This window comes from Rubrivivax gelatinosus, assembly GCF_004340905.1.
GTDB classification, from domain to species: domain Bacteria; phylum Pseudomonadota; class Gammaproteobacteria; order Burkholderiales; family Burkholderiaceae_C; genus Rubrivivax; species Rubrivivax gelatinosus.
In genome coordinates, this window is record NZ_SLXD01000001.1 from 536,276 (window position 1) to 557,775 (window position 21,500).

Sequence of the window (21,500 nt, forward strand, 5' to 3'; positions counted from 1 at the left end):
TGCAGTTCTGCTCAGCGCATCAGCATTCGTCGCGCGAAGACGCTGGCCGCGTCGACCGCCAGCACCAGCACGATCATCGCCAGCAGCACCGTCGCCGTGCGCCCCATCTGGAACAGCCCGAGGTGAAAGGCCAGCATCTGCCCCAGCCCGCCGGCGCCGACGACGCCCAGCACCGCGGCGGCGCGGATGTTGTTCTCCCAGCGGTACAGCGTGTAGCTGACGAGCTGCGGCAGCACCTGCGGCAGCGTCGCCCAGGCGGCGACGCGCCAGCCCTCGACGCCCTGGGCGCGCAGCGCCTCGGCCGGACCGGGCGGCGCGTTCTCGATCGCCTCGCCGAACAGCCGGCCGAGCACGCCGGTGGTGTGCAGCGCCAGCGCCAGCGTGCCGGTCATCGGCCCCAGGCCGGCGGCCACCAGCAGCAGCGCCGCCCAGACGAGTTCGGGCACCGCACGCAGCGCGTTCATCAGCCAGCGCGCCAGCCAGCGCCCGCGGCGCGGCAAGGCCAGCGCCAGCCCGCCGACGGCCGCCAGCGCGGTGCCCAGCAGCGACATCGCCAGCGTCTCGCCGGCGCCGCGCAGCACCTTGGCGACGAACACCGGGTCGTGCGCCGGCGGGAAGAACTCGGCGACGAAGCGCGCCATCGAGCCCAGCGCCTCGGCCGAGAAGAAGGCCCGCCACTGCAGGTCCAGCGAGACGAAGCTGGCGACGACCAGCGCCGCCAGCGCGGCCAGCAGCACACGCGTGCGGACGTCGGTGCGCGGAGGGCGGCGCGGGTTCATCCGAGCACCTTGCGGATCGTCGCGCTGGCGCGGTCGGCCAGCGCCACCAGGGCGACGAAGACGATCAGCATCGTCGCCACCTCGGCGCCGGCAAACATCTTCAGCGAACCGTCCAGCTCCTGGCCCAGGCCGCCGGCGCCGACGAAACCGAGCACCACCGACGAGCGGATCGCGCATTCCCAGCGGTAGACGGTGTACGAAGCCAGTTCGTGCGCGTTCTGCGGCAGCAGCGCCCAGAAGAAGGCCTGCAGCCGGCCCGCGCCCTGGCGCAGCAGCGCCTGCGCCGGCGCCGCCTCGCCGCTGTCCAGGATCTCGGCGTAGACCTTGCCGAGCATGCCGCCGTAGGTCAGCGCGATCGCCAGCACACCCGCGGTCGGCCCGAGGCCGACGACGCGCACGAAGACCAGCGCCCAGACGAGTTCGGGCACGCTGCGCAGCACCACGAGCAGCGCGCGCACCGCCTGGCGCAGCACCAGCGGCGCGGCGGCCATCGGCCCGGCCAGCGCCGAGAGCGACAGCACACGTGCCGTCAGCAGCGCGCCCGGCACCGCGATCAGCAGCGCCAGCGTGATGCCGGCGGTGGCGATGGCCACCGTGCGCCAAGTCGCTTTGGCGACGAGTTCGAGGAACTCGGGCGAGAGCGCCGGCGGGAAGAAGGCGGCCAGGAATCGGCCGCTGACGGCCAGCGTCTCGGGCTCGAACAGGCGCAGCGGCCGGAACTCGGTGGCCACGACCAGCGGCCACAGCAGCACCAGCACGGCGCCGGTCCAGAAGACCCGGCCGGCCCAGGCCGGGTCGCGGCGCGCCGGGTTCAGCATCGGCCGGCGACCAGCGGGCGTTCGGCCGACAGATCCTCGATCACCGGCGCGAAGTCCTCGCGCGCCGCGTACAAGGCCTGCAGCCGCGCCGGCGTGACCTCGGCGGCCGGCAGGTCGAAAGCCAGGCGGCCGTCGCGCAGGCCGACGACCCGCGGGAAGGCGGCCAGCGCCGCGTCGACCTGGTGCAGCGACGCGACCAGCGTCACGCCGCGCGCCGCGGCCTCGTCACGCAGGGCGGCCAGCGCCTGGGCGGCACGCGCCGGGTCCAGCGCCGACAGCGGCTCGTCGACCAGCCACAGCGCCGCCGGCGACAGCAGCGCCCGCGCCAGGCCGACGCGCTGGCGCTCGCCGCCGGACAGGCGGTCGACACGCTCGAAGAGTTTGTCGGCGAGGTCGAAGCGCGCCAGCGCAGCCTCGGCCGCGCCGATGTCCTGCGCGTGCACCAGCGCCGCCAGGCTCTGCCAGAAGCCCATCGCCGGCAGCCGGCCGGCCGTCACCGCGGTGACGACACGCTGGCGCGGCGGCAGCGGCGGCGTCTGCGGCGCCAGGAACAGCTGGCCGCGCAGGCGCTGCAGCGTTGGGCGCGGCAGCGTCCACGGATCGCGGCCGTCGAGCACGACCTGCCCGGCCGAGGGCCGCAGCGCCGCGGCGATGAGCTGCAGCAGCGTCGTCTTGCCGGCGCCCGACGGGCCGATGACGGCGACCGCCTCGCCGGGCGCGATGTCCAGCGTCAGCGCGGCTATCGCCGCCGGCGCGTCGGCCCGTGCCGCCGGGTGGCGGCCGACCGCGGCGGCCAGCGCGATGCGCATCGGGCCTGCGCTCAGATCAGGCCGGCGGCGCGCGCCGCGGCCTCGATGCCCTTGTAGTTGTCCGGGCTGGTCGGCACGAAACGCGTCGCGCGCTGCAGCTCCAGCACTTCGCGGCCTTCGGCGCTGTCGCGCGACAGCGCCAGGAACGCGGCCTTGAGCTTCTCGCGCAGCGCCGCCGGCATCTGGGCGTGCACGGTCCAGTTGTAGTCGTAGTAGGTGGGCGTCGTGTAGAAGACGTGCACACGCTTCGTGTCGACCTTGTTCTCGGCGACCAGCTTGTCCCAGACCGAGATGTTCAGCGCCCCGGCGGCCACCTTGCCGGCGGCGACCGCGGCCACCGTGGCGTCGTGCGCCCCGCTGTAGGCGACGCGGCGGAAGTCGCGGTCGGGCTCGATGCCGGCCTGCATCAGGAAGCTGCGCGGCATCAGGTGGCCCGAGGTCGAGCTCTGCGAGCCGAAGCTGAAGTCGCGGCCCTTGAGGTCGGCCAGCGAGCGCACCGCGGGGTCCGCGCTGACGAAGACCGAGCGGAACTTCTGGTCCTCCTCGCGCTGCACCAGCGGGATCACCTGGCCGCCGGAGCGGATGCTGGCCTGCACGAAGGTGAAGCCGCCGAACCAGGCGAGGTCTATCTTGCGCGTGACCAGGGTCTCGACGGCCGCGGCGTAGTCGGTGACCGGCGTGTACTCGACCTTCATCGCGAGCCTGGACTCGAGGTACTTGACCAGCGGCGCGGCCTTGCGCGCCAGTTCGGTCGGCGACTCGTCGGGGATCGCGGTGACACGCAGCACCTGCTGGGCGTGGGCGCCCACGGCGGCGAAGGCGGCGGTGACGGCGGCGACACGCAACGCACGCGAGATCAGGCGGTGGAACATGGGCTCTCCCTGCGGCGAAATGGGGCGCGATTATGGAATTTCGGCCCGGCCCGCGCAGGCGCTCGGTTTCCCGGGCCGGACTATGCTCGCGGCCGACCCGTTCTTGCGAAAGCCGCCGATGACCCCACCTCCCGCCGCCACCGAACCCCGCCTGACCTCGCTGTCGCACGGCGGCGGCTGCGGCTGCAAGATCGCCCCGGGCGTGCTGACCGAGATCCTGCGCGGCGCGACCGCGATGCCGGTGCCGCCCGAGCTGCTGGTCGGCATCGAGACCAGCGACGACGCCGCGGTCTACCAGTTGAACGACGAGCAGGCGCTGGTGGCGACGACCGACTTCTTCATGCCGATCGTCGACGACCCCTTCGACTTCGGCCGCATCGCGGCGACCAACGCGCTGTCCGACGTCTACGCGATGGGCGGCAAGCCGATCCTGGCGCTGGCGCTGGTCGGCATGCCGATCGCGGTGCTGTCGACCGCCACCATCGGGCGCGTGCTCGAAGGCGGTGCCTCGGTCTGCCGCGCCGCCGGCATCCCGATCGCCGGCGGCCACTCGATCGATTCGGTCGAGGCGATCTACGGCCTCGTGGCGCTGGGCCTGGTGCACCCGCAGCGCGTGCGCCGCAATGCCGGCGCCAAGCCCGGCGACCTGCTGGTGCTGGGCAAGCCGCTGGGTGTCGGCGTGATGTCGGCGGCGCTGAAGAAGGGCGCGCTCGGCACCGAAGGCTATGACCGGATGATCGCGACGACGACGAAGCTCAACACGCCGGGGCCCGACCTCGCGGCGCTGGACGCGGTGCACGCGCTGACCGACGTCACCGGCTTCGCGCTCGCCGGCCACGCGCTGGAGATGGCACGCGGCTCGGGCCACGACGCCGTGCTCGACTGGGCCGCGGTGCCGCTGCTGCCGGGCGTGCGTGCGCTGGCCGGCCAGGGTTTCGTCACCGGCGCCTCGGGCCGCAACTGGGCCAGCTACGGCGCCGAAGTCGAACTGCCGGACGGTTTCGCCGCCGAGGACCGCGCGCTGCTGACCGACCCGCAGACCAGCGGCGGCCTGCTCGCCGCCTGCGCGCCCGAGGCGCTGGACGCGGTGCTGGCGATCTTCCGCGAGCACGGTTTCGGCGACGCCGCCGTCGTCGGCCATGTCGCCCCGGCCGCCGGCCCGGCGCCGCGGCTGCGCGTTCGCTGAGGCCAAAAAAACGGGGCCGCGAGGGCCCCGTAACTCGATCTTCCTGACCACCCGACGTCCGGAACCGTCAGGCAGCGAAGCCATTCTGGGCCGGGTGCGCCGCCGATGCCAAAACGCCGCTCCATGGCCCCGGACGCGAAAGGTTCAAGCCGGCACACGGTGTCAAGGTCAGGCGATGCGTGAGGGAACTTCGTTCAGCGAGCTGGATTTCGACGGCCGCCGGGTGCGCATCGAGTGGCGCGAGATCGGCCGCGACGCGCCGCCGGGCACACCCTGGCTCGTCTTCCTGCACGAAGGCCTGGGCTCGGCCGCGGCCTGGCGCGACTTCCCCGACCGGCTGTGCGCCGCGCTCGGCTGGCGCGGGCTGGTCTATTCGCGCCCCGGCTACGGCCGGTCGACGCCGCGCCCGGCCGACGAACACTGGGACGCCGGCTACCTGCACCGCCAGGCGCAGGCGCTGCTGCCGGCGCTGCTCGCCGATCGCGGCCTCGACCCGGCACGCGAGCCGCTCTGGCTCTTCGGCCACAGCGACGGCGCGACGATCGCGCTGCTGCACGCCGCGGCCTTCCCCGGCGTGGCCGCCGGCGCGGTGATCGTCGCGCCGCACCTGTGGGTGGAAGACGTCACGCTGGCCGGGCTGCGCGGCGCGCGCCGCGCCTACGTCGACGGCGATCTGCGCCCTCGGCTGGCACGCTGGCACGACGATCCCGATTCGGCCTTCTGGGGCTGGAACGGCGTCTGGCTGGACGAGCGCTTCCACGGCTGGTCCATCGTCGAGGAGGTCGGTGCGATCCGCTGCCCGCTGCTGGCGGTGCAGGGCGACCGCGACGACTACGGCACGCTGGAGCAGATCCGCACCGTCGCGCGGCAGGTGCCGGGCACGGTGCTGCTGGAACTGCCAGGCTGCGGCCACGTGCCGCATCGCGAGCGGCCGCGCGAGCTGATCGCCGCGGTGGCGAGTTTCGTCGCGCGGTCCGCCGACCCGCCTCAATCAGCCCAGCACTGGTGCACGTAGGTGCCCGGCGCGGCGCAGACGACGTCGGCCCTGGCCGGCGTGCGCGCCTTGGCGGTGTCGCCGCTGCCCTGGGCCAGCAGCCACTCGTGCCAGGCCGTCCACCACGAGCCTTCGTGGCGTGTCGCCTGCTCGGCCCAGGCCTGGGGGTCGACCCAGGCGCCGTCGACCTCGCGCGTCGCCATGCGGTAGCGCCGGTTGGCGTGGCCGGGCTCGCTGACGATGCCGGCGTTGTGGCCGCCGCTGGTCAGCACGAAGGTGATCGTGGTGTCGGCCAGCCGGTGGATCTTGTAGACCGACTTCCACGGCGAGACGTGGTCCTTCTCGGTGCCGACGACGAACATCGGTGCGGCGATGTCCGACAGCGACACTGCCCGGCCCTCGACCGGGAAACGCCCTTCGGCGATCTCGTTGCGCAGGTAGCAGCGGCGCAGGTACTCGCTGTGCATCGCCGCCGGCATGCGCGTGAGGTCGGCGTTCCAGGCCATCAGGTCGTTGGGGCTGTCGGGCTCGCCGAGCCAGAACTCGCGCAGCCGGCGCGACCAGACCTGGTCGCGCGAATGCAGGTAGGCGAAGGAGCCGGCCATCTGCGCGCCGGTGAGGAAACCGCGCTCGGCCATCATGTCCTCGAGCAGCGTGACCTGCGACTCGTCGATCAGCACCCCCATCTCGCCGGGTTCGGTGAAGTCGGTCTCGGCCGCCAGCAGCGAGACGCTGGCGAGTTCGGGCAGCAGCTCGGCGCGTGCGATGCGCCCGGGCCGCGCCAGCGCCGCCGCCGCCAGCGACAGCAGCGTGCCGCCCAGGCAGTAGCCGCAGGCGTGCACACGCTGGCCGGGGATCATCCGGGCGATCTGCGCCAGCGGGTCGAAGATGCCGAGCTCCAGGTAGTCCTGCATCGCCAGCAGCGCGTCCGACTCGTCGGGGTTGCGCCAGCTGAGGATGAAGACCGTGTGGCCCTGCTCGACCAGCCACTTGACGAACGAGTTGTGCGGCGACAGGTCGAGGATGTAGTACTTCATGATCCACGACGGCACGATGAACACCGGCTCGGCCTGCACCGAGGCGGTCAGCGGCAGGTACTGGATCAGCTCGACGAGGTGGTTGCGCCAGACCACCTGGCCCGGCGTCACCGCGACGTCGACACCGGGTTCGTAACGCCGCTCGGGCGTGCGCAGCGGCTCCAGGCCGTGCTGGCGGCGCCAGTCGTCCAGCGCGTGCAGCGTGCCGTCGACGAGGTTGGCGCCGCCGCGTTCGGCGGTGCGCTGCAGCACCTCGGGGTTGGCCAGGCCGGCGTTCGACGGCGCCAGCATGTCCAGCCACTGGCGGGCGAAGAAGCGCACGACCTCGCGGTGATGCGGGTCGACGCCGCGCAGGTCGGTCGCGTCCTGCCACCAGCGTTCGGCGGCGTGCCAGCCGTGCACCGCCGGCGCCCAGGGCCATTGCTTCCAGGCCGGGGCGGCAAAACGTGCGTCGCCGTTGCCGGGTTCGGCATGGCCCAGCATCTCGCCCCAGGCCTGCAGCCAGGACTGCTGGGCGCGCGCGACCAGCGCCAGCGCGGTGGCCGGCTGCGTCGCCAGGTGCAGCGCCCAGTCCTGCCAGGCGAGCGCCAGCGAGATCGGCGACAGGCCCGAGAAGGCCGGCGCGACGGCGGCGTGGAAATGGCTGTCGAGGCGGCGCGCGGCGGCCAGCGCCGGGTCCAGCGCGGGGTCGGCCAGCACGGCGGCGGCGACGTTCGGGTTGTGCATACGGACTCCTTGGAACTCAGGCGGCGTCGAGATGGCGGAAGGCGGCGTCGGCGGCGACGCGGCCTTCGTCGGTCGGCACGACCCAGACCTCGACCGCGCTGGCGGCAGCGTGCACCGGCACCGGCCGGTCGGGCGGCGCAGCGCGGTTGGCGGCGGTGTCGAGCACCAGGCCGGTGAAACCCAGCCCTGCGGCGACGTCCTCGCGCAGCTGCGCGTCGTGTTCGCCGATGCCGCCGGTGAAGGCCAGCAGATCCAGCCCGCCGAGCACGGCGACGATGGCGCCGGCCTCGCGCAGCAGGCGGTGGGTGAAGAGCGTGATCGCCTCGGCCGCCGCCGGCTCGGCACTGGCGCGCAGCGTGCGCATGTCGGCCGACAGCCCGGAGACGCCGAGCAGGCCCGACTGCTTGTAGAGCAGACGCTCGACCTGCTCCAGCGTCCAGCCCTCGCGCCACAGGTAGAGCAGCACGCCGGGGTCGAGCGCGCCGCTGCGGGTGCCCATCATCAGCCCGTCCAGCGCCGACAGGCCCATCGACGAGGCGACCGAACGCCCGCCGATCGTGCCGCAGAGGCTGGCGCCGTTGCCCAGGTGGGCCATCAGCAGCCGGCCGCCGGCGCGCGGCGAGACGCTGGCCAGCGTGCCGCTGACCGACTCGTAGGACAGGCCGTGGAAGCCGTAACGCCGCAGGCCACGCGACTCGAAGTCACGCGGCAGCGGCAGCCGGCGTTCGACCTCGGGCATGCTCGCGTGGAAGGCGGTGTCGAAGCAGGCGACCTGCGCCAGGCCGGGCAGCGCACGGTGGATCGCGGCGACGCCGGCCAGGTTGTGCGGCTGGTGCAGCGGCGCCAGCGGCTCCAGCGTGTGCAGGTAAGCCAGCAACTCGGCGTCCAGCACGCAGGGTGCGACGCAGCGCGACCCCCCGTGCACGACGCGGTGCGCCACCGCCGCCAGCCGCCGCCCGCGGGCCGCCAGCAAAGCCAGCAGCGCGTCCAGCGCGGCGGCGAAACCGTCCTGCCCGGGCGCCGGCACCAGCGTGCGCGCCGCTTCGCCGGCGAGGTGCCAGCTGGGCGCACCGCCGGGCTCCAGCCCTTCGAAGAGGCCGGTCCACAGCGCCGGGCCCTGGCGCTCGTAGACCCCGAACTTCAGCGACGAGGAGCCCGCGTTGAGCGCCAGCACCGCGTCGCGCGGTGCCGCGCTCATCGCGCCTTCGCGGCGGCGATGGCGCGTGCGACGACGCCGGCCAGCGCCGCCGAGGCCATGCGCGAGATCGCCGCGTCGGCGCGGCTGGTCAGCGCGATCGGCACGCGCGCGCCGAGCACGACGCCGCAGCTGGCGGCGCCGGCCAGGTACTCGAGCTGCTTGGCGAGCATGTTGCCGGCTTCCAGGTCGGGCACGACCAGGATGTCGGCATTGCCGGCCACCGGCGACTCGATGTGCTTGATACGTGCGGCCTCCACCGAGATCGCGTTGTCGAAGGCCAGCGGGCCGTCGAGCAGCGCGCCGGTGATCTGGCCGCGGTCGGCCATCTTGCACAGCGCCGCGGCGTCCAGCGTCGAGGCCAGCCGCGGCGTCACCGTCTCCACCGCCGACAGCAGCGCGACACGCGGCTGGTGCACGCCCAGCGCGTGCGCCAGCTCGACGGCGTTGCGCACGATGTCGGCCTTCTCGGCCAGCGAGGGCGCGATGTTGATCGCCGCGTCGGTGACCAGCAGCGGCTTCGGGTACGCCGGCACCTCGAAGCGGTAGACGTGCGACATGCGCCGCCCGGTGCGCAGCGAGCTCTCGTCGAGCACGGCCTTGATCAGCTCGTCGGTGTGCAGGCTGCCCTTCATCAGCATCTGCGCCTCGCCGCGTGCGGCCAGCGCGGCGGCCGCCACCGCCGCGGCATGGCTGTGCGGCACGTCGACGATCTCGATGCCGTCCAGCGACACCTCCAGCTGCTCGGCCAGCGTGCGCATGCGCAGCGCCGGGCCGACGAACACCGGCTCGATCAGCCCGTGCGCGCGCGCGTCGAGCGCGCCGTGCAGCGAGCCTTCGTCGCAGGGGTGCACGACGACGCAGCGCACCGGCGCGTGGCCGCTCTGGGTCTGCACCCAGGCTTCGAGCCGCGCCTCGGGGTCGAAGAGGTGCATCGTCGGCATCGCCGTGCGCGGACGCACGATCTTCTGCGTCGGCGCGCGCACCAGCGCACGGCCGGTGACGACCTGGTCGCCGTGCTGGTTGAGCACGATGCAGTCGAGCGCCACGTTGCGCGTCGCGTCGTCCTTCTCGGCCACCGTGACACCCACCGTCAGCGTGTCGCCGAGGTGCACCGGGCGGTGGAAACGCAGGCTCTGCTCGAGGTAGATCGTGCCGGGGCCGGGGAACTCGGTGCCCAGCAGGCTGGAGATCAGCGCGCCGGCCCACATGCCGTGCGCGATGACGCCCTTGAAACGTGTGCCCTCGGCGTACTCGGCATCGACGTGCGCCGGGTTGACGTCGCCGGAGACGAGCGCGAAGGCGTTGATGTCGTCCATCGACAGCGTGCGCATCATCTGCGCACGCTGGCCCGGACGCAGCTCGTCGTAGGTCAGGTTCTCGATCAGGCCTTCCTGGGCACCCATGGATCGGTCCTCGCTGGTCGTCTCGGCGGTGCGTCCGCCGCGGCGCGGCAGGACGGCGGCGCCGCGCGGCAAGCGCACGGCGCGGCGGCCGACCGGTCGAGACCCGGGGCAGCCGACGGACCGATTCTGGCGGGACCGGGCCGCGCCGTGTGGGGCGCAGTGCCTAGCGCGGCCGGTCAGCGGGTGGGGCGCGCTGTATTGCTGCAGCGCACATGACCTGCGTCAAGCGCGGCGACGGGCGCCGCGCCCGGGTCAGAAGCTGGTCCAGTCCTCGCTGGTGGCCGTCGTCGCCGGCACGGGCGCCGCGGCCGGGCGCGGGGCCGGTTTGGGCGTCGCAGGCCGCACGGGCGGCCGCGGCGTGGCGGCGGCGCGCGTCGGTGCCGGCTCGCCGGCGGCGAGCCGGAACACCGAGACCAGCGTCGTCAGGCGCTCGGCCTGCTGGCGCAGGCTTTCGGCGGCCGCAGCGCTCTCTTCGACCAGCGCGGCGTTCTGCTGCGTCGCCTGGTCCAGGCCGCCGACCGCGATGCTGACCTGGGCGATGCCGGCGGTCTGTTCCGCCGTGGCATGGCCGATCTCGCCGATCAGGTCGGCCACGCGCTGCACCTGGGTCACGATCTCGGCCATCGTGCGGCCGGCGTCGCCGACGAGGCGCGAGCCGGCCTCGACCTTCTCGGACGAGCTGCCGATCAGCGCCTTGATCTCGCGCGCCGCTTCGGCCGCGCGCTGGGCCAGCGAGCGCACCTCGCCGGCGACGACGGCGAAGCCGCGGCCCTGCTCGCCGGCACGCGCGGCCTCGACCGCGGCGTTCAGCGCCAGGATGTTGGTCTGGAACGCGATGCCGTCGATGACGCCGGTGATGTCGGCGATGCGGCGCGAGCTGTCGCTGATCTCCTGCATCGTCGAGACGACGGCACCGACGACTTCACCGCCCTGGCGCGCCACGGTGCTCGCCGAGCCGGCGAGTTGGGTGGCCTGCTGCGCGGTCTCGGCGTTGTGACGCACCGAGGCGCTCATCTGATCCATCGACGCGGCGGTCTCGGCCAGGTTGGACGCCTGGGCCTCGGTGCGCTGCGACAGGTCGGCGTTGCCGGTGGCGATCTGCGAGGTGCCGGTGGCGATCGAGTCGGAGGCCGAACGCACCTGGGCGACGATGCGCGCCAGGCTCTGCTGCATCGCGCCCAGCGAGGCGAGCACGCTGCCCGCCGGGGCGCGTTCGGCACCCGGCACCGGGCCGAGGTCGCCGTCGGCCACGCGCGAAGCCGCCGCACCGAGTTCACCCGGCTCGGCACCCAGCGCCCGCGTGATGCCACGCGTCACCAGATGGGCCAGCACGCCGGCCAGCAGCATCGCGGCCAGGCCGACACCGACCATCAGCCAGCGCTGCGCGGCGAACGCGGCATCGGCCTGCGCGACGTGCTCGGCGGCCAGTTCGTTGCCGTGTTGGACGTAGGCGTCGGCCGCAGTGATCAGGCGCGCCAGCAGCGGCCGGCACTGCTCGTCGATGCGGCGGATCGCCTCTTCGCGCTGGCCTGAGGCGCCCAGTTCGACGATCGCGCGCGCCACCGGGCCGTACTCGGCCTCGATGCGTTCGATGGTGCTGAAGAGTTCGCGCTCACGCTCGCCGATGTCGTCGGCAGCGGCGAGCGCCTGCTTCAGGCGCGCGAGGTTCTGCTGCACACGCTGGTCGGCCTGGCCGACGGCCGACTTCAGCGCCGCGCGTTCGGACTCGGAGTCGACGATGACCAGATCGCGCGCGCCGATCGCACGCGCGCTGGCGGCGTCGAGCACCCGGTTGGACAGTTGCAGGCGCTGCGCGTCTTCGTTGATGTAGCCGGCGAAGACGCGGTAGCTCTTCCACTGTGCGTGCAGCGCGAAGCCGCTGACCACGAGAACGAGCGAAGCGAGCAGCCCGAAGCTGGCGAGCAGCCGGGTGCGGACGGTGAAAGCGGTGATGTTCATGCCGTTGTTCTTTGGATCGAACGGGGCCCCGCACAGTGGAGCCACAGATTCGATCATCGGGAATAACGGCGGTGGCAGTCGTTGCAAAAGACCGGGTTATCGGTCCTGAAACGCGCCAGAACGGTCAAATTGCGCAAAAAGGCAAAACTGATAAATATCAGCTTTGCGCCGGATCAGAAGCGGAACAGCGGCCCGAGCGCATCGAGCGTGTTCTTCAGCACCAGGCCCATCTCGGTGTCGCCTTCCATCACCAGGGCACGCTCGAAGAACAGGCGGTCGGCGTCGTCCTCGCCGCGCAGCAGGCGCAGGTAGTCGGGCAGCGCGGCGGCGATGCGCAGCGCGACCGGCTGGCTCTGCGGCGCGAGCACGAAGCCACGTTCGCCGAGCTGCAGCTTCATCGCCAGGCCCAGGTCGGTGACCGCGACCTCGACGCTGCGGCCCGACAGCGCCGCCTTGGCATCGGCCGGCAGGCGCGGCAGCAAGAGCTTGTTCATCGCCAGCGCCAGCACCAGGCTGGGCGGCTGCATCGGCAGGCGCTGCACGACGGGCTTGACCTTGGCGGCAGCCAGCGCGTGCAGCTCGGCCAGCGAGCGCGGCGCGACGAAGGCTTGGGACTTGGGGCTCATGCGGCTTTCCATTCCATGCCGGCGCGACCTTGCGCGTACCCGTTGGCCAGGCCGCCCGGCAGTGCGATGGCCTCGAGCTCACGGCGCGCGGCCGCGGCCGGCGCACCCTGGTTCATCACCTGCTCGAAGCAGGCGAGCACGGTCGTGAAGTGCTGCGAGCACGGCGACAGGCGCAGCCGGCGCACGCCGTTGGCGACGATCTGCTCGCGCTGCTCGATCAGGCAGTGCTGCGCCGCGCCCTGGGTCTGGATGCCGTTGAGCACCAGGAAGGGCTTGCCGTCGCTGGTCGACAGCAGCAGGCCGTCGGGGTAGTCCTGGCAGCGGAACTCGCACTGGTCCTTGCTCAGCCGGTGGTGGCGCGCGGTGAAGCAGCGCGCCGAGAACGCCAGCGGCATGCGGCCGAAGGCGAAGGCCTCGGTCTCGACCGGCGTCTGGCCGGCCTTCACCGGGTCGGCGGCGGGGTTGACGCGGCCCATCGCGTCCAGCGGCAGCTCGGCCGGCGCCGTCCAGCGCACGGCGCCGAAACCGGCGTGCTCCTCAAGCGCGGCGCGGCTGTAGACGTTCAGGTGCGGGCCGATCGCGAACGGCACGCCGGCCTGTTCGAGCACCGCCAGCGCCGAGCCGTCGCCGGCTTCGACCAGGTAGTCGCGCTGCTCGGCGATGCGGCGCACGACACGCAGGTCGGATTCGGACTCGATCAGGCCCTGCGTCGCGAGCACGATCTCCTTGCCGGCGGCGCGCAGATCGGCGGCCAGGTCCAGCCAGTCGTCGAGCTTGAACTCGTAGCGGCGCGAGCAGACGACCTCGCCCAGCACGACGGTGTCGGCGGCCGATTCGGCGACGCCGGCGTAGAAATCCATCAGCGCCTGGCGCGTCCAGTAGGTCAGCACCGGGCCGACGGTCAGCTTTATGCGTTCGGAACTCATGCTCTTACCGCCACGGGCGGTCCAGGGCGCCGAGGGTGTGCTGCTGGCCTTCGGCGAGGTGGCCCAGCGTCGCGGTCCAGGTGGGCTGGACGCTGAAGCGGTCGGGCGAGGCCTTGGCGGCGTCGATGGCCTGGCGCCAGACCTTGGTCACCTGCTCGGTGTAGGCGGGGCTGCGCTGGCGGCCTTCGATCTTCAGCGCCTTGACGCCCATCTTCATCAGCTCGGGCAGGATGGCCAGCGTGTTCAGGCTGGTCGGCTCCTCGATGGCGTAGTCGCGTTTGCCTTCGACGACGAAACGGCCCTTGCAGATCGTCGGGTAGCCACGCGGCTCGTCGGGCGCGTAGTGGTCGATCAGCATGCCGCCCAGGCGCGACTCGACGCCCGAGGGCGTGTCGGTCCAGCGCACGGCCGACGGCGGCGAGCACACGCCGACGTTGTTCGGCGACTGGCCGGTGGCGTAGGACGACAGCGTGCAGCGGCCTTCGACCATCACGCACAGGCTGCCGAAGGCGAAGCACTCGATCTCGACCGAGGTGTTGCGCAGCACGTGCTGCACCTGCTGCAGCGTCAGCACGCGCGGCAGCACCGCGCGCTGGATGTTGTAGTGGCGCTGGTAGAAGTTGATCGCCTCGTAGCTCGTCGCCGAGGCCTGCACCGACAGGTGCAGACGCAGCTCGGGGTGCGTGCGCGTGGCGTAGCCCATCACCGCGGTGTCGGCGCAGATCAGCGCGTCGGCGCCGAAGTCGACCGCGGTGTCCACCGCGCGGTACCAGGGCGTCACGTCCGCCGACTGGGCGAAGGTGTTCAGCGCCATCAGGACCTTGCGGCCGCGCTTGTGCGCGTAGGCGATGCCTTCGCGGACCTGGGCGTCGTCGAAGTTCAGGCCGGCGAAGTTCCGGGCGTTGGTGGCGTTCTTCAGGCCCAGGTAGACCGTGTCGGCGCCGGCGTCGACGGCCAACTGGAGGGCCCGCAGAGAGCCCGCGGGGCAGACCAGTTCGGGCGCCGCGAAGGGGGGCTGTTGCATGGCGGGCGGAGTCTAGGCGCCGGCTCCGCCGGCGGCTTGCGGGACGTCAAGAGCGGTGCGAACCGGGCGCCCGCAAACGCCCCGAAACGGCACGGACACCACACGGCCGCCAGGGTCCGCGACCGGCGCCGGGCGCGTCAAGCGCCAGGCCGCGGCCGGCGCAAGCCCTTCGCGCAGCGAACTTGCACTGCATCAAGTGCGGCCGTGTTCGGGATCGATGGACGCTAGCGGTTGGGTATCGTTCGCCGCCTACACACCATAGATAGTGTCAACGCGCATGACAGACGCCGCCCTGCCCCCCTCTGCCGACACCCAGGCCGCCCCGCTGGCGGTCATCAAGCGTGAAGGCCGCACCGTCGCCTTCGACCCCTCCAAGATCGCCGACGCGCTGGCGCGTGCCGGCGCCGCGACCGGCGAATACGACGCCGAACGCGCCGCCGAGCTGACCCGCCAGGTCAGCGAGCGCCTGCGCCGCCGCGTCACCGGCGTCGAGCAGATCCAGGACGAGGTCGAGCGCGTGCTGCAGGAGGCCGGCCACTTCGACACCGCGCGCGCCTACATCGTCTACCGCGAGCAGCGCCGCGCGCTGCGCCAGGACCGCAGCGTCGCCGTCGACGTCGAGCGCTCGGTCAACGAGTACCTGGCGCGCCAGGACTGGCGTGTCAACGCCAACGCCAACCAGGGCTACTCGCTGGGCGGGCTGATCCTGAACGTCTCGGGCAAGGTGGTCGCCAACTACTGGCTCAACCACGTCTACCCGCCGGAAGTGGGCATCGCCCACCGCGAGGCCGACCTGCACATCCACGACCTGGACATGCTCTCGGGCTACTGCGCCGGCTGGTCGCTGCGCACGCTGCTGCACGAGGGCCTGAACGGCGTGCCGGGCAAGGTCGAGGCCGGCCCGCCCAGGCACCTGTCCAGCGCCGTCGGCCAGATCGTCAACTTCCTCGGCACGCTGCAGAACGAGTGGGCCGGCGCCCAGGCCTTCAGCTCCTTCGACACCTATCTCGCGCCCTTCATCCGCAAGGACGGGCTGACGTACGACCAGGTGCGCCAGAGCCTGCAGGAGCTGATCTACAACCTGAACGTGCCTTCGCGCTGGGGCACGCAGACGCCGTTCACCAACCTGACCTTCGACTGGACCTGCCCCGAGGACCTGCGCGAGCAGGTGCCGGTGATCGGCGGCCAGGAGATGCCGTTCGCCTACGGCGATCTGCAGGCCGAGATGGACATGATCAACCGCGCCTACATCGACGTGATGATGGAAGGCGACGCCAAGGGCCGCTCGTTCACCTTCCCGATCCCGACCTACAACATCACCCGCGACTTCGACTGGGAGCACCCGAACACGCTGCCGCTGTTCGAGATGACGGCCAAGTACGGCCTGCCGTACTTCCAGAACTTCCTGAACTCGGACCTGCAGCCGAACATGGTGCGCTCGATGTGCTGCCGGCTGCAGCTGGACCTGCGCGAGCTTCTGAAGCGCGGCAACGGCCTGTTCGGCTCGGCCGAGCAGACCGGCTCGCTGGGCGTGGTGACGATCAACTGCGCCCGCCTGGGTTATCTGCACGCCGGCGACGAAGCCGGCCTGCTGGCGCGCACCGACCGCCTGATAGCCATCGCGCGCACCAGCCTGGAGATCAAGCGCAAGGTCATCCAGGGCCACATCGACAGCGGCCTGTTCCCGTACACCAAGCGCTACCTGGGCACGCTGCGCAACCACTTCTCGACGATCGGCGTGAACGGGATCAACGAGATGATCCGCAACTTCAGCGCCGACCGCAGCGACATCACCTCGCCCGAGGGCCACGCGATGGCGGTGCGCTACCTGGACCACATCCGCGCACGCATCGTCGAGCTGCAGGAGGAGACCGGCCACCTCTACAACCTGGAGGCGACGCCGGCCGAAGGCACGACCTACCGCTTCGCCAAGGAAGACAAGAAGCGCCTGCCCGGCATCCTGCAGGCCGGCACGGCGGAGCGCCCGTACTACACGAACTCCTCGCAGCTGCCGGTCGGCTTCACGACCGACCCCTTCGAGGCGCTGGAGCGCCAGGAGGAACTGCAGCGCAAGTACACCGGCGGCACCGTGCTGCACCTGTACCTGGGCGAACGGGTCTCGTCGGCACTCGCCTGCCGCGACCTGGTGCGCCGTTCGCTCGAACGCTACCGGCTGCCCTACATCACGGTGACGCCGACCTTCTCGATCTGCCCGAAACACGGCTACCTCGCCGGCGAGCACGCGTTCTGCCCGAAGTGCGACGAGGAAGCCCTGGCACGCAAGGCCGCCAAGGCCGCACGCGCCACCCCGGCCGCCTGACGGCCGCCACCCCAACCAAGGAAAACCGCATGAGCCACAGCCAGACCCCTCTCGTCCACCCGCAGCTCGAAGAGCATGAACGCACCCGCTGCGAAGTCTGGACGCGCGTGATGGGCTACCACCGCCCGATGGCCTCGTTCAACATCGGCAAGCAGGGCGAGTTCATGGAGCGCCGCTACTTCGACGAGCCGGGGCGCCCGGCCGCCGCGGCCGACGTGACGGCCAGCGTCGAGTGTGGCTGCGCCTGAGGCGCTGGCCGTCGGCGGCTTCCAGCCGCTGAGCACCACCGACTGGCCCGACCGCCTCGCGGCGGTCGTCTTCGTCCAGGGCTGCCCCTGGCGCTGCGTCTACTGCCACAACCCGGCGCTGCAGCCGCGGGACGGCGCCGCCGGGCCGCACTGGGACGAGGTCGTCGCGACGCTGGCGCGCCGCCGCGGGCTGCTCGACGGCGTCGTCTTCAGCGGCGGCGAGCCGACGCTGGACCCGGCGCTGCCCGAGGCCGTGGCCACCGCGCGCAGCCTGGGGTTCGCCGTCGGCCTGCACAGCGCCGGCATCTACCCGAAGAAGCTCGAGGCGCTGCTGCCGGCGCTGGACTGGGTCGGCCTGGACCTGAAGACCGACCTGGCCGGCCACGACGCGCTGACCGGCCGCCCGTGCAGCGGCGCGCCGGTGCACGAGGCGCTGGCCGCCGTCGTCGCCAGCGGCGTCGACCACGAGGTGCGCACGACCTACCACCCGGCACTGCAGAGTGACGAGACGCTGGCGAAGATGGCGCTGACGCTGAAGAGCGCCGGCGCGAAACGCTGGGTGCTGCAGCAGTGGCACCCGCGAGCGGGCACACCGGGTTTCGAGCAGCCCTGGCGCTGGCCCGAGCCGGCGGTGCTGTCCTGGCTGCGCGAACTCGGCCCCGAGCTCACGCTGCGCTGATCAGGCCGGCGCGGCGGCCTTCCTGCGCGCGGCGGTCTTCTTCGCCGCCGGCTTGGCGGCTGTCTTGGCCGCCGTGCGCTTGCGCGCCGCCGCCTTGGCCGGCAGCAGTGACCGCAGGATGGCTTCGCAGTCGCCCTGCGTCATCACGCGCGGCACCGGGTAGTTGGCGTCGGCCTCGCGGCAGGCGGCCTGGGCGAGCTTGGGGATGTCGGCGGCACGCAGCGCGTCGACCGTCGCCGGGATGCCGATGCGCCGGTTGAGCTCGGCCACGGCGTCGATGAACTTGTGCGCCAGCGTCGTGTCGCCGTCGTCGGGCGCACCGACTCCGGCGCGCCGCGCCAGCGCCGCCAGCCGCGGCTCGCAGTTCGGCGCCGAAAACCGCAGCACCGCCGGCAGCACGATGGCATTGGCCAGCCCGTGCGGCACGTGGTACAGGCCGCCCAACTGGTGCGCGATCGCGTGCACGTTGCCGACGTTGGCGCGGGTGAAGGCCAGGCCGGCGTAGGTCGAGGCCAGCGCCATGCGTTCGCGTGCGACGAGGTCGCCGCCGTCGGTGACGGCGCGCTCCAGCTGCTCGAAGACCATGCCGACCGCGGCCAGCGCCCAGCGGTCGGTGGTGTCGGTGCACCAGTCGCCGATGTAGGCCTCGACGGCGTGCGTCAGCGCGTCCATGCCGGTGGCGGCGGTGATCGCCGGCGGCAGGCCGACCATCAGCTCCGGATCCAGCGCCGCCATGCGCGGCACCAGCCGCGTGTCGGCGACGACCAGCTTGCGCTGCGCCTTCGGGTCGGAGATCACCGCGGCGACGGTGACCTCGCTGCCGGTGCCGGCGGTCGTCGGCACCGCGTACAGCGGCAGCGGGCCGTGCAGGCCCTTGAAGTAACCGACCAGCGCCCGCGGCGGTTTGCCGTTGGCCACCGCCAGGCCGATGACCTTGGCCGCGTCCATCACCGAGCCGCCGCCGAAGGCGACGATGGCGTCGCAGGCCTCGTCGCGCAGCAGCGTGATGCCGGCGTCGATGACCGGGATCGGCGCGTCGGGCTCGACGCGGTCGAAGACCACGACCGCGGTGCCCGCCGCGGCCAGCGCGGCGCACAGCGGTTCGGCCAGGCCGAGCTTCATCACCGTCGCGTCGGTGACCAGCATGACCTTCCGATGGGTGAAATCCCCGATCGCCTGGCCGAGCTTGGCGCTTGCTCCCGGCCCTACGATCAACAAGGGCTGCGGGATCGGCAGCCGCTTGGTGACGACGCCTGCTGCCTGCTTCAGCTTGGGGAGCCCGACGGTGCGGGCCATGTCCCCGATCAAGTTGGCCATCTCCTCAACCCTCCACCATGCCCGTCCCGGGTCCACTCTGGCGCGAACAACGTATGAAGAGCGTGATCGGCATCAGCCTCGGCGCAGCAGCGCAGGACTTTGAACTGCGCACCACGCTGCTCGGCCAGCCCTTGCGCGTGCGGCGCATCGGCACCGACGGCGACACCGAGGTCGCCGCGCGCCGGCTGGCCTACTGGGACCGCCGCGCCGCCGCGATCGGCATCGGCGCCGGGCCCGACCCGCGCAGCGTCGGCGCCACGACCGGCGGCGCCGAACTCGCCGCCACGCTCAAACACGCGCCCTGCACCACCGGCGCCCACCTGGCCGAAATCTATCTCGAATGGGCGCTGCGCCATGTGCAGGCCGATCTCGGGCGCTACTTCGACAACGCGCTGGTGCTGTTCTTCTCCGGCGTCGCCAACCGCAAGCTGGCCTCGGCGATGGCCGAGTTCACGCCCAACCTGTTCTTCGCCGACCCGCTGCTGCAGCTGGGTGTGCCCAAGCTGCTGACCTCGCTGGACGCGCTGTCGCTGTACGCCACCGGCTCGCACTACGTCGCCGGCTGGGCTCCGAAGCGCCTGCCGAGCACCACGCTGCTGGAGCGCTGGACCGACCACGTGCTGCGCCAGGCGATGAAGAAGGCCACCGTCATCGTCGCGCCGGTGCACGAGCTCGACCGCTTCGGCACCGAGGAGCTGGCCGGCAAGACGATCGTCACCGCGACCGTCAACGACGCCCGTCTCGAAGCCTTCCGCGAGAAGGGCGTGGCGATGGTCGTCGACGCCTCGCCGGTCGTCCAGGGCCGTGTGCTCGGCCACGAGCTGCTCGACGCGATGATCCTCGCGGCCACCGGCAAGGCGCCGGGCACGCTGTACGACGACGACTACCTCGAGCTGATCCAGATGCTCGACGCACGCCCGCGCGTGCTCTACCCCAACGGCGTGCAGCGCAAGAACCGCTTCGCCTTCGTCATCCACCCGCTGTCGCAGGAGTACTTCAAGAAGGTCAAGCCGATCGAGATGCTGTCCAGGGTCTCGCCGCCGCTGCTGATGGACTCGCTGGAGAAGGCGATGGCCTACGCGCCGCCCTTCGTCTACTCGAAGATCGAGGGCATCAAGTCGCCGACCGGCGCCGAGGCCGAGGGCTGGCTGATCTCGGTGGGCGGCACGCCGCGCGAGATCATGAGCCACCCGCCGGAGTTCACCTACCGCCGGCTGCTCGCCGCCGCCGAGATGGCGAGGAAGCTCGGCGCGCAGATCATGGGGCTGGGCGCCTTCACCAAGGTCGTCGGCGACGCCGGCGCGACGGTGGCGCGGCGCGCGACGCTGCCGATCACCACCGGCAACAGCTACAGCGCCTCGGGCGCGCTGTGGGCGGCGCACGACGCGCTGCTGCGGCTGAAGCTCGTCGAGCCGCCCCAGGGCGACGAACGCGTGAAGTTCAAGGCCATGGTCGTCGGCGCCACCGGCGCCATCGGTTCGGCCTGCGCGCGGCTGCTGGTGCGCGCCGCCGAGGAGGTGACGCTGGTCTCGCCCGAGACCGCCAAGCTGCTGGCGCTGCAGGAGTCCATCCTGCGCCAGACGCCCGACGCGAAGATCGTGCTCAGCGCCAAGGCCGACACGCACATCGCCCAGATGGACATGATCGTCACCGCGACCTCGGGCGCCGGCAAGAAGGTGCTGGACATCATGAAGGTCAAGCCCGGCTGCGTGATCACCGACGTCGCGCGGCCGCTGGACCTGTCGCCCGAGGACGTGGCCAGGCGCCCCGACGTGCTGGTCATCGAGTCCGGCGAGATCCAGCTCCCCGGCCAGGTGAAGATGAAGAACATCGGCCTGCCGCCGGGCGTCGCCTACGCCTGCCTGGCCGAGACCATCGTGCTGGCGCTGGAAGGCCGTTTCGAGAACTTCACCGTCGGCCGCGCGATCGAGTGGGAGAAGGTGCGCGAGATCTACAAGCTGGGCCTGAAACACGGGATGAAGCTGGCCGCGATCTCCGGAGTCAACGGCGTCATCACCGAGCGCGACATCGCGCGTGTGCGCCGGCTGGCGCTGGCGGCGCGCAAGCGCGAAGCCGAGGCGGCCGCGCCGACGAAGCGGCGCCCGCGGGCCGCCGCGGCGCCGGCCGTCGAAGCCGCCGAGCCTAAGAGCGCGCCGAAGAGCGCGCCCAAGGCGCGCCGCGGCAAGCCCGCGCCGGCGGCCACCCCGCAACCGGCGCTGGACGGCCTGGGCCGGCGTTCGCGCGCACGCAGCCGCACCGAACCGGTCGCCTGAACGGCGCGGGCATCCGGCTTGCCCCGGGGCGGCATGGCCCCGCATTCCGAACGGTTTTCCCGATGACGGCACGGCCGCCGCTGTGCCGCCCGTTCTGCGGCCTGGCCGCCGGCCGGCCGCGTGCGCCTGCGCGCGCGCACGCCGCGGCGCGCCGGCCGCAGCACCGCCTCGCGACGCGGGCACCCCGGCTGCCGGCACGCTGACCGGCAGCGCGGCGCGGCCGGCACCGTCGTGGCCCGGCGGTGTCTTCCTACACGAGCACCCGGCTCCGCCTGCGGACACTGACGGCGGTCCTGCTGCCCTCCA

General features: G+C 72.4%; 19 protein-coding genes. 7 read left to right on the forward strand and 12 right to left on the reverse strand.

Annotation, left to right across the window (positions count from 1 at the left end; translation table 11 throughout):
* Positions 1–11: 11 nt before the first annotated feature.
* The 4 genes from phnE to EV684_RS02570 are packed head-to-tail and all read right to left on the reverse strand — an operon-like array spanning position 12 to position 3,278.
* Positions 12–779, reverse strand: coding sequence for a phosphonate ABC transporter, permease protein PhnE (phnE, locus tag EV684_RS02555; protein ID WP_132644625.1), 768 nt, complete (start codon positions 777–779; stop codon positions 12–14).
* Positions 776–1,597, reverse strand: a complete 822-nt coding sequence (locus EV684_RS02560; RefSeq protein WP_132644626.1) for a PhnE/PtxC family ABC transporter permease — start codon at positions 1,595–1,597, stop codon at positions 776–778. Before EV684_RS02560 ends, phnE begins: the two co-directional genes overlap by 4 nt.
* Positions 1,591–2,406: a phosphonate ABC transporter ATP-binding protein gene (locus EV684_RS02565; RefSeq protein WP_132644627.1), complete on the reverse strand. Its 816-nt coding sequence runs from the start codon at positions 2,404–2,406 to the stop codon at positions 1,591–1,593. The genes EV684_RS02560 and EV684_RS02565 overlap by 7 nt, the downstream gene beginning before the upstream one ends.
* Positions 2,407–2,417: 11 nt before the next feature.
* Positions 2,418–3,278, reverse strand: coding sequence for a putative selenate ABC transporter substrate-binding protein (locus EV684_RS02570; RefSeq protein WP_132644628.1), 861 nt, complete (start codon positions 3,276–3,278; stop codon positions 2,418–2,420).
* A 118-nt stretch (positions 3,279–3,396) separates the two neighbouring features.
* On the opposite strand from EV684_RS02570, the gene selD reads away from it, so the two are divergent.
* Positions 3,397–4,464 (forward strand): selenide, water dikinase SelD, encoded by a 1,068-nt coding sequence (gene selD / locus EV684_RS02575; protein ID WP_132644629.1) that lies wholly within the window; start codon positions 3,397–3,399, stop codon positions 4,462–4,464.
* Between the two features lie 175 nt (positions 4,465–4,639).
* Complete coding sequence (locus tag EV684_RS02580) at positions 4,640–5,479, forward strand: alpha/beta fold hydrolase (protein ID WP_132644630.1); 840 nt, start codon at positions 4,640–4,642, stop codon at positions 5,477–5,479.
* Here EV684_RS02580 and EV684_RS02585 read toward each other — a convergent pair.
* The 7 genes from EV684_RS02585 to ubiU all read right to left on the reverse strand — a co-directional run bounded on the left by EV684_RS02585 (position 5,452) and on the right by ubiU (position 14,357).
* Positions 5,452–7,221, reverse strand: coding sequence for a PHA/PHB synthase family protein (locus tag EV684_RS02585; protein ID WP_132644631.1), 1,770 nt, complete (start codon positions 7,219–7,221; stop codon positions 5,452–5,454). The two genes, EV684_RS02580 and EV684_RS02585, sit on opposite strands and share 28 nt — an antisense overlap.
* Before the next feature lie 16 nt (positions 7,222–7,237).
* Positions 7,238–8,419, reverse strand: coding sequence for an acetate/propionate family kinase (locus EV684_RS02590; protein ID WP_132644632.1), 1,182 nt, complete (start codon positions 8,417–8,419; stop codon positions 7,238–7,240).
* Complete coding sequence (locus tag EV684_RS02595) at positions 8,416–9,822, reverse strand: bifunctional enoyl-CoA hydratase/phosphate acetyltransferase (protein WP_132644633.1); 1,407 nt, start codon at positions 9,820–9,822, stop codon at positions 8,416–8,418. Before EV684_RS02595 ends, EV684_RS02590 begins: the two co-directional genes overlap by 4 nt.
* Positions 9,823–10,074: 252 nt before the next feature.
* Positions 10,075–11,781 carry a methyl-accepting chemotaxis protein gene (locus EV684_RS02600; protein WP_132644634.1) on the reverse strand — a complete coding sequence of 569 codons (1,707 nt, stop codon included), beginning with the start codon at positions 11,779–11,781 and terminating at the stop codon, positions 10,075–10,077.
* Between the two features lie 173 nt (positions 11,782–11,954).
* Entirely contained in the window at positions 11,955–12,407 is a 453-nt protein-coding gene (gene ubiT / locus EV684_RS02605; protein WP_132644635.1) for a ubiquinone anaerobic biosynthesis accessory factor UbiT, read from the reverse strand.
* Positions 12,404–13,333, reverse strand: a complete 930-nt coding sequence (locus tag EV684_RS02610; RefSeq protein WP_132644636.1) for a U32 family peptidase — start codon at positions 13,331–13,333, stop codon at positions 12,404–12,406. The genes ubiT and EV684_RS02610 overlap by 4 nt, the downstream gene beginning before the upstream one ends.
* Before the next feature lie 4 nt (positions 13,334–13,337).
* Positions 13,338–14,357 (reverse strand): ubiquinone anaerobic biosynthesis protein UbiU, encoded by a 1,020-nt coding sequence (gene ubiU / locus EV684_RS02615; RefSeq protein WP_132644637.1) that lies wholly within the window; start codon positions 14,355–14,357, stop codon positions 13,338–13,340.
* 277 nt (positions 14,358–14,634) lie between these two features.
* On the opposite strand from ubiU, the gene EV684_RS02620 reads away from it, so the two are divergent.
* Genes EV684_RS02620 through EV684_RS02630 form a run of 3 tightly spaced genes read left to right on the forward strand, consistent with a single transcriptional unit; the run spans position 14,635 to position 17,604 of the window.
* On the forward strand, positions 14,635–16,677 hold the full coding sequence (locus EV684_RS02620; protein ID WP_132644638.1) for a ribonucleoside triphosphate reductase: 2,043 nt from the start codon (positions 14,635–14,637) through the stop codon (positions 16,675–16,677).
* 29 nt (positions 16,678–16,706) lie between these two features.
* Positions 16,707–16,925 (forward strand): anaerobic ribonucleoside-triphosphate reductase, encoded by a 219-nt coding sequence (gene nrdD / locus EV684_RS02625; RefSeq protein WP_132644639.1) that lies wholly within the window; start codon positions 16,707–16,709, stop codon positions 16,923–16,925.
* Positions 16,912–17,604, forward strand: coding sequence for an anaerobic ribonucleoside-triphosphate reductase activating protein (locus EV684_RS02630; RefSeq protein ID WP_132644640.1), 693 nt, complete (start codon positions 16,912–16,914; stop codon positions 17,602–17,604). Before nrdD ends, EV684_RS02630 begins: the two co-directional genes overlap by 14 nt.
* Here EV684_RS02630 and EV684_RS02635 read toward each other — a convergent pair whose 3' ends face one another.
* On the reverse strand, positions 17,605–18,900 hold the full coding sequence (locus EV684_RS02635; protein ID WP_242478389.1) for an iron-containing alcohol dehydrogenase: 1,296 nt from the start codon (positions 18,898–18,900) through the stop codon (positions 17,605–17,607).
* A gap of 74 nt (positions 18,901–18,974) precedes the next feature.
* On the opposite strand from EV684_RS02635, the gene EV684_RS02640 reads away from it, so the two are divergent.
* Both EV684_RS02640 and EV684_RS23895 read left to right on the forward strand, forming a co-directional pair.
* Entirely contained in the window at positions 18,975–21,194 is a 2,220-nt protein-coding gene (locus EV684_RS02640) for a dehydrogenase (protein ID WP_132644642.1), read from the forward strand.
* 62 nt (positions 21,195–21,256) lie between these two features.
* The gene (locus tag EV684_RS23895; protein ID WP_165908374.1) at positions 21,257–21,397 is read left to right on the forward strand and encodes a hypothetical protein; all 141 of its coding nucleotides are present in this window, start codon (positions 21,257–21,259) and stop codon (positions 21,395–21,397) included.
* The last annotated feature ends 103 nt before the right edge of the window (positions 21,398–21,500 follow it).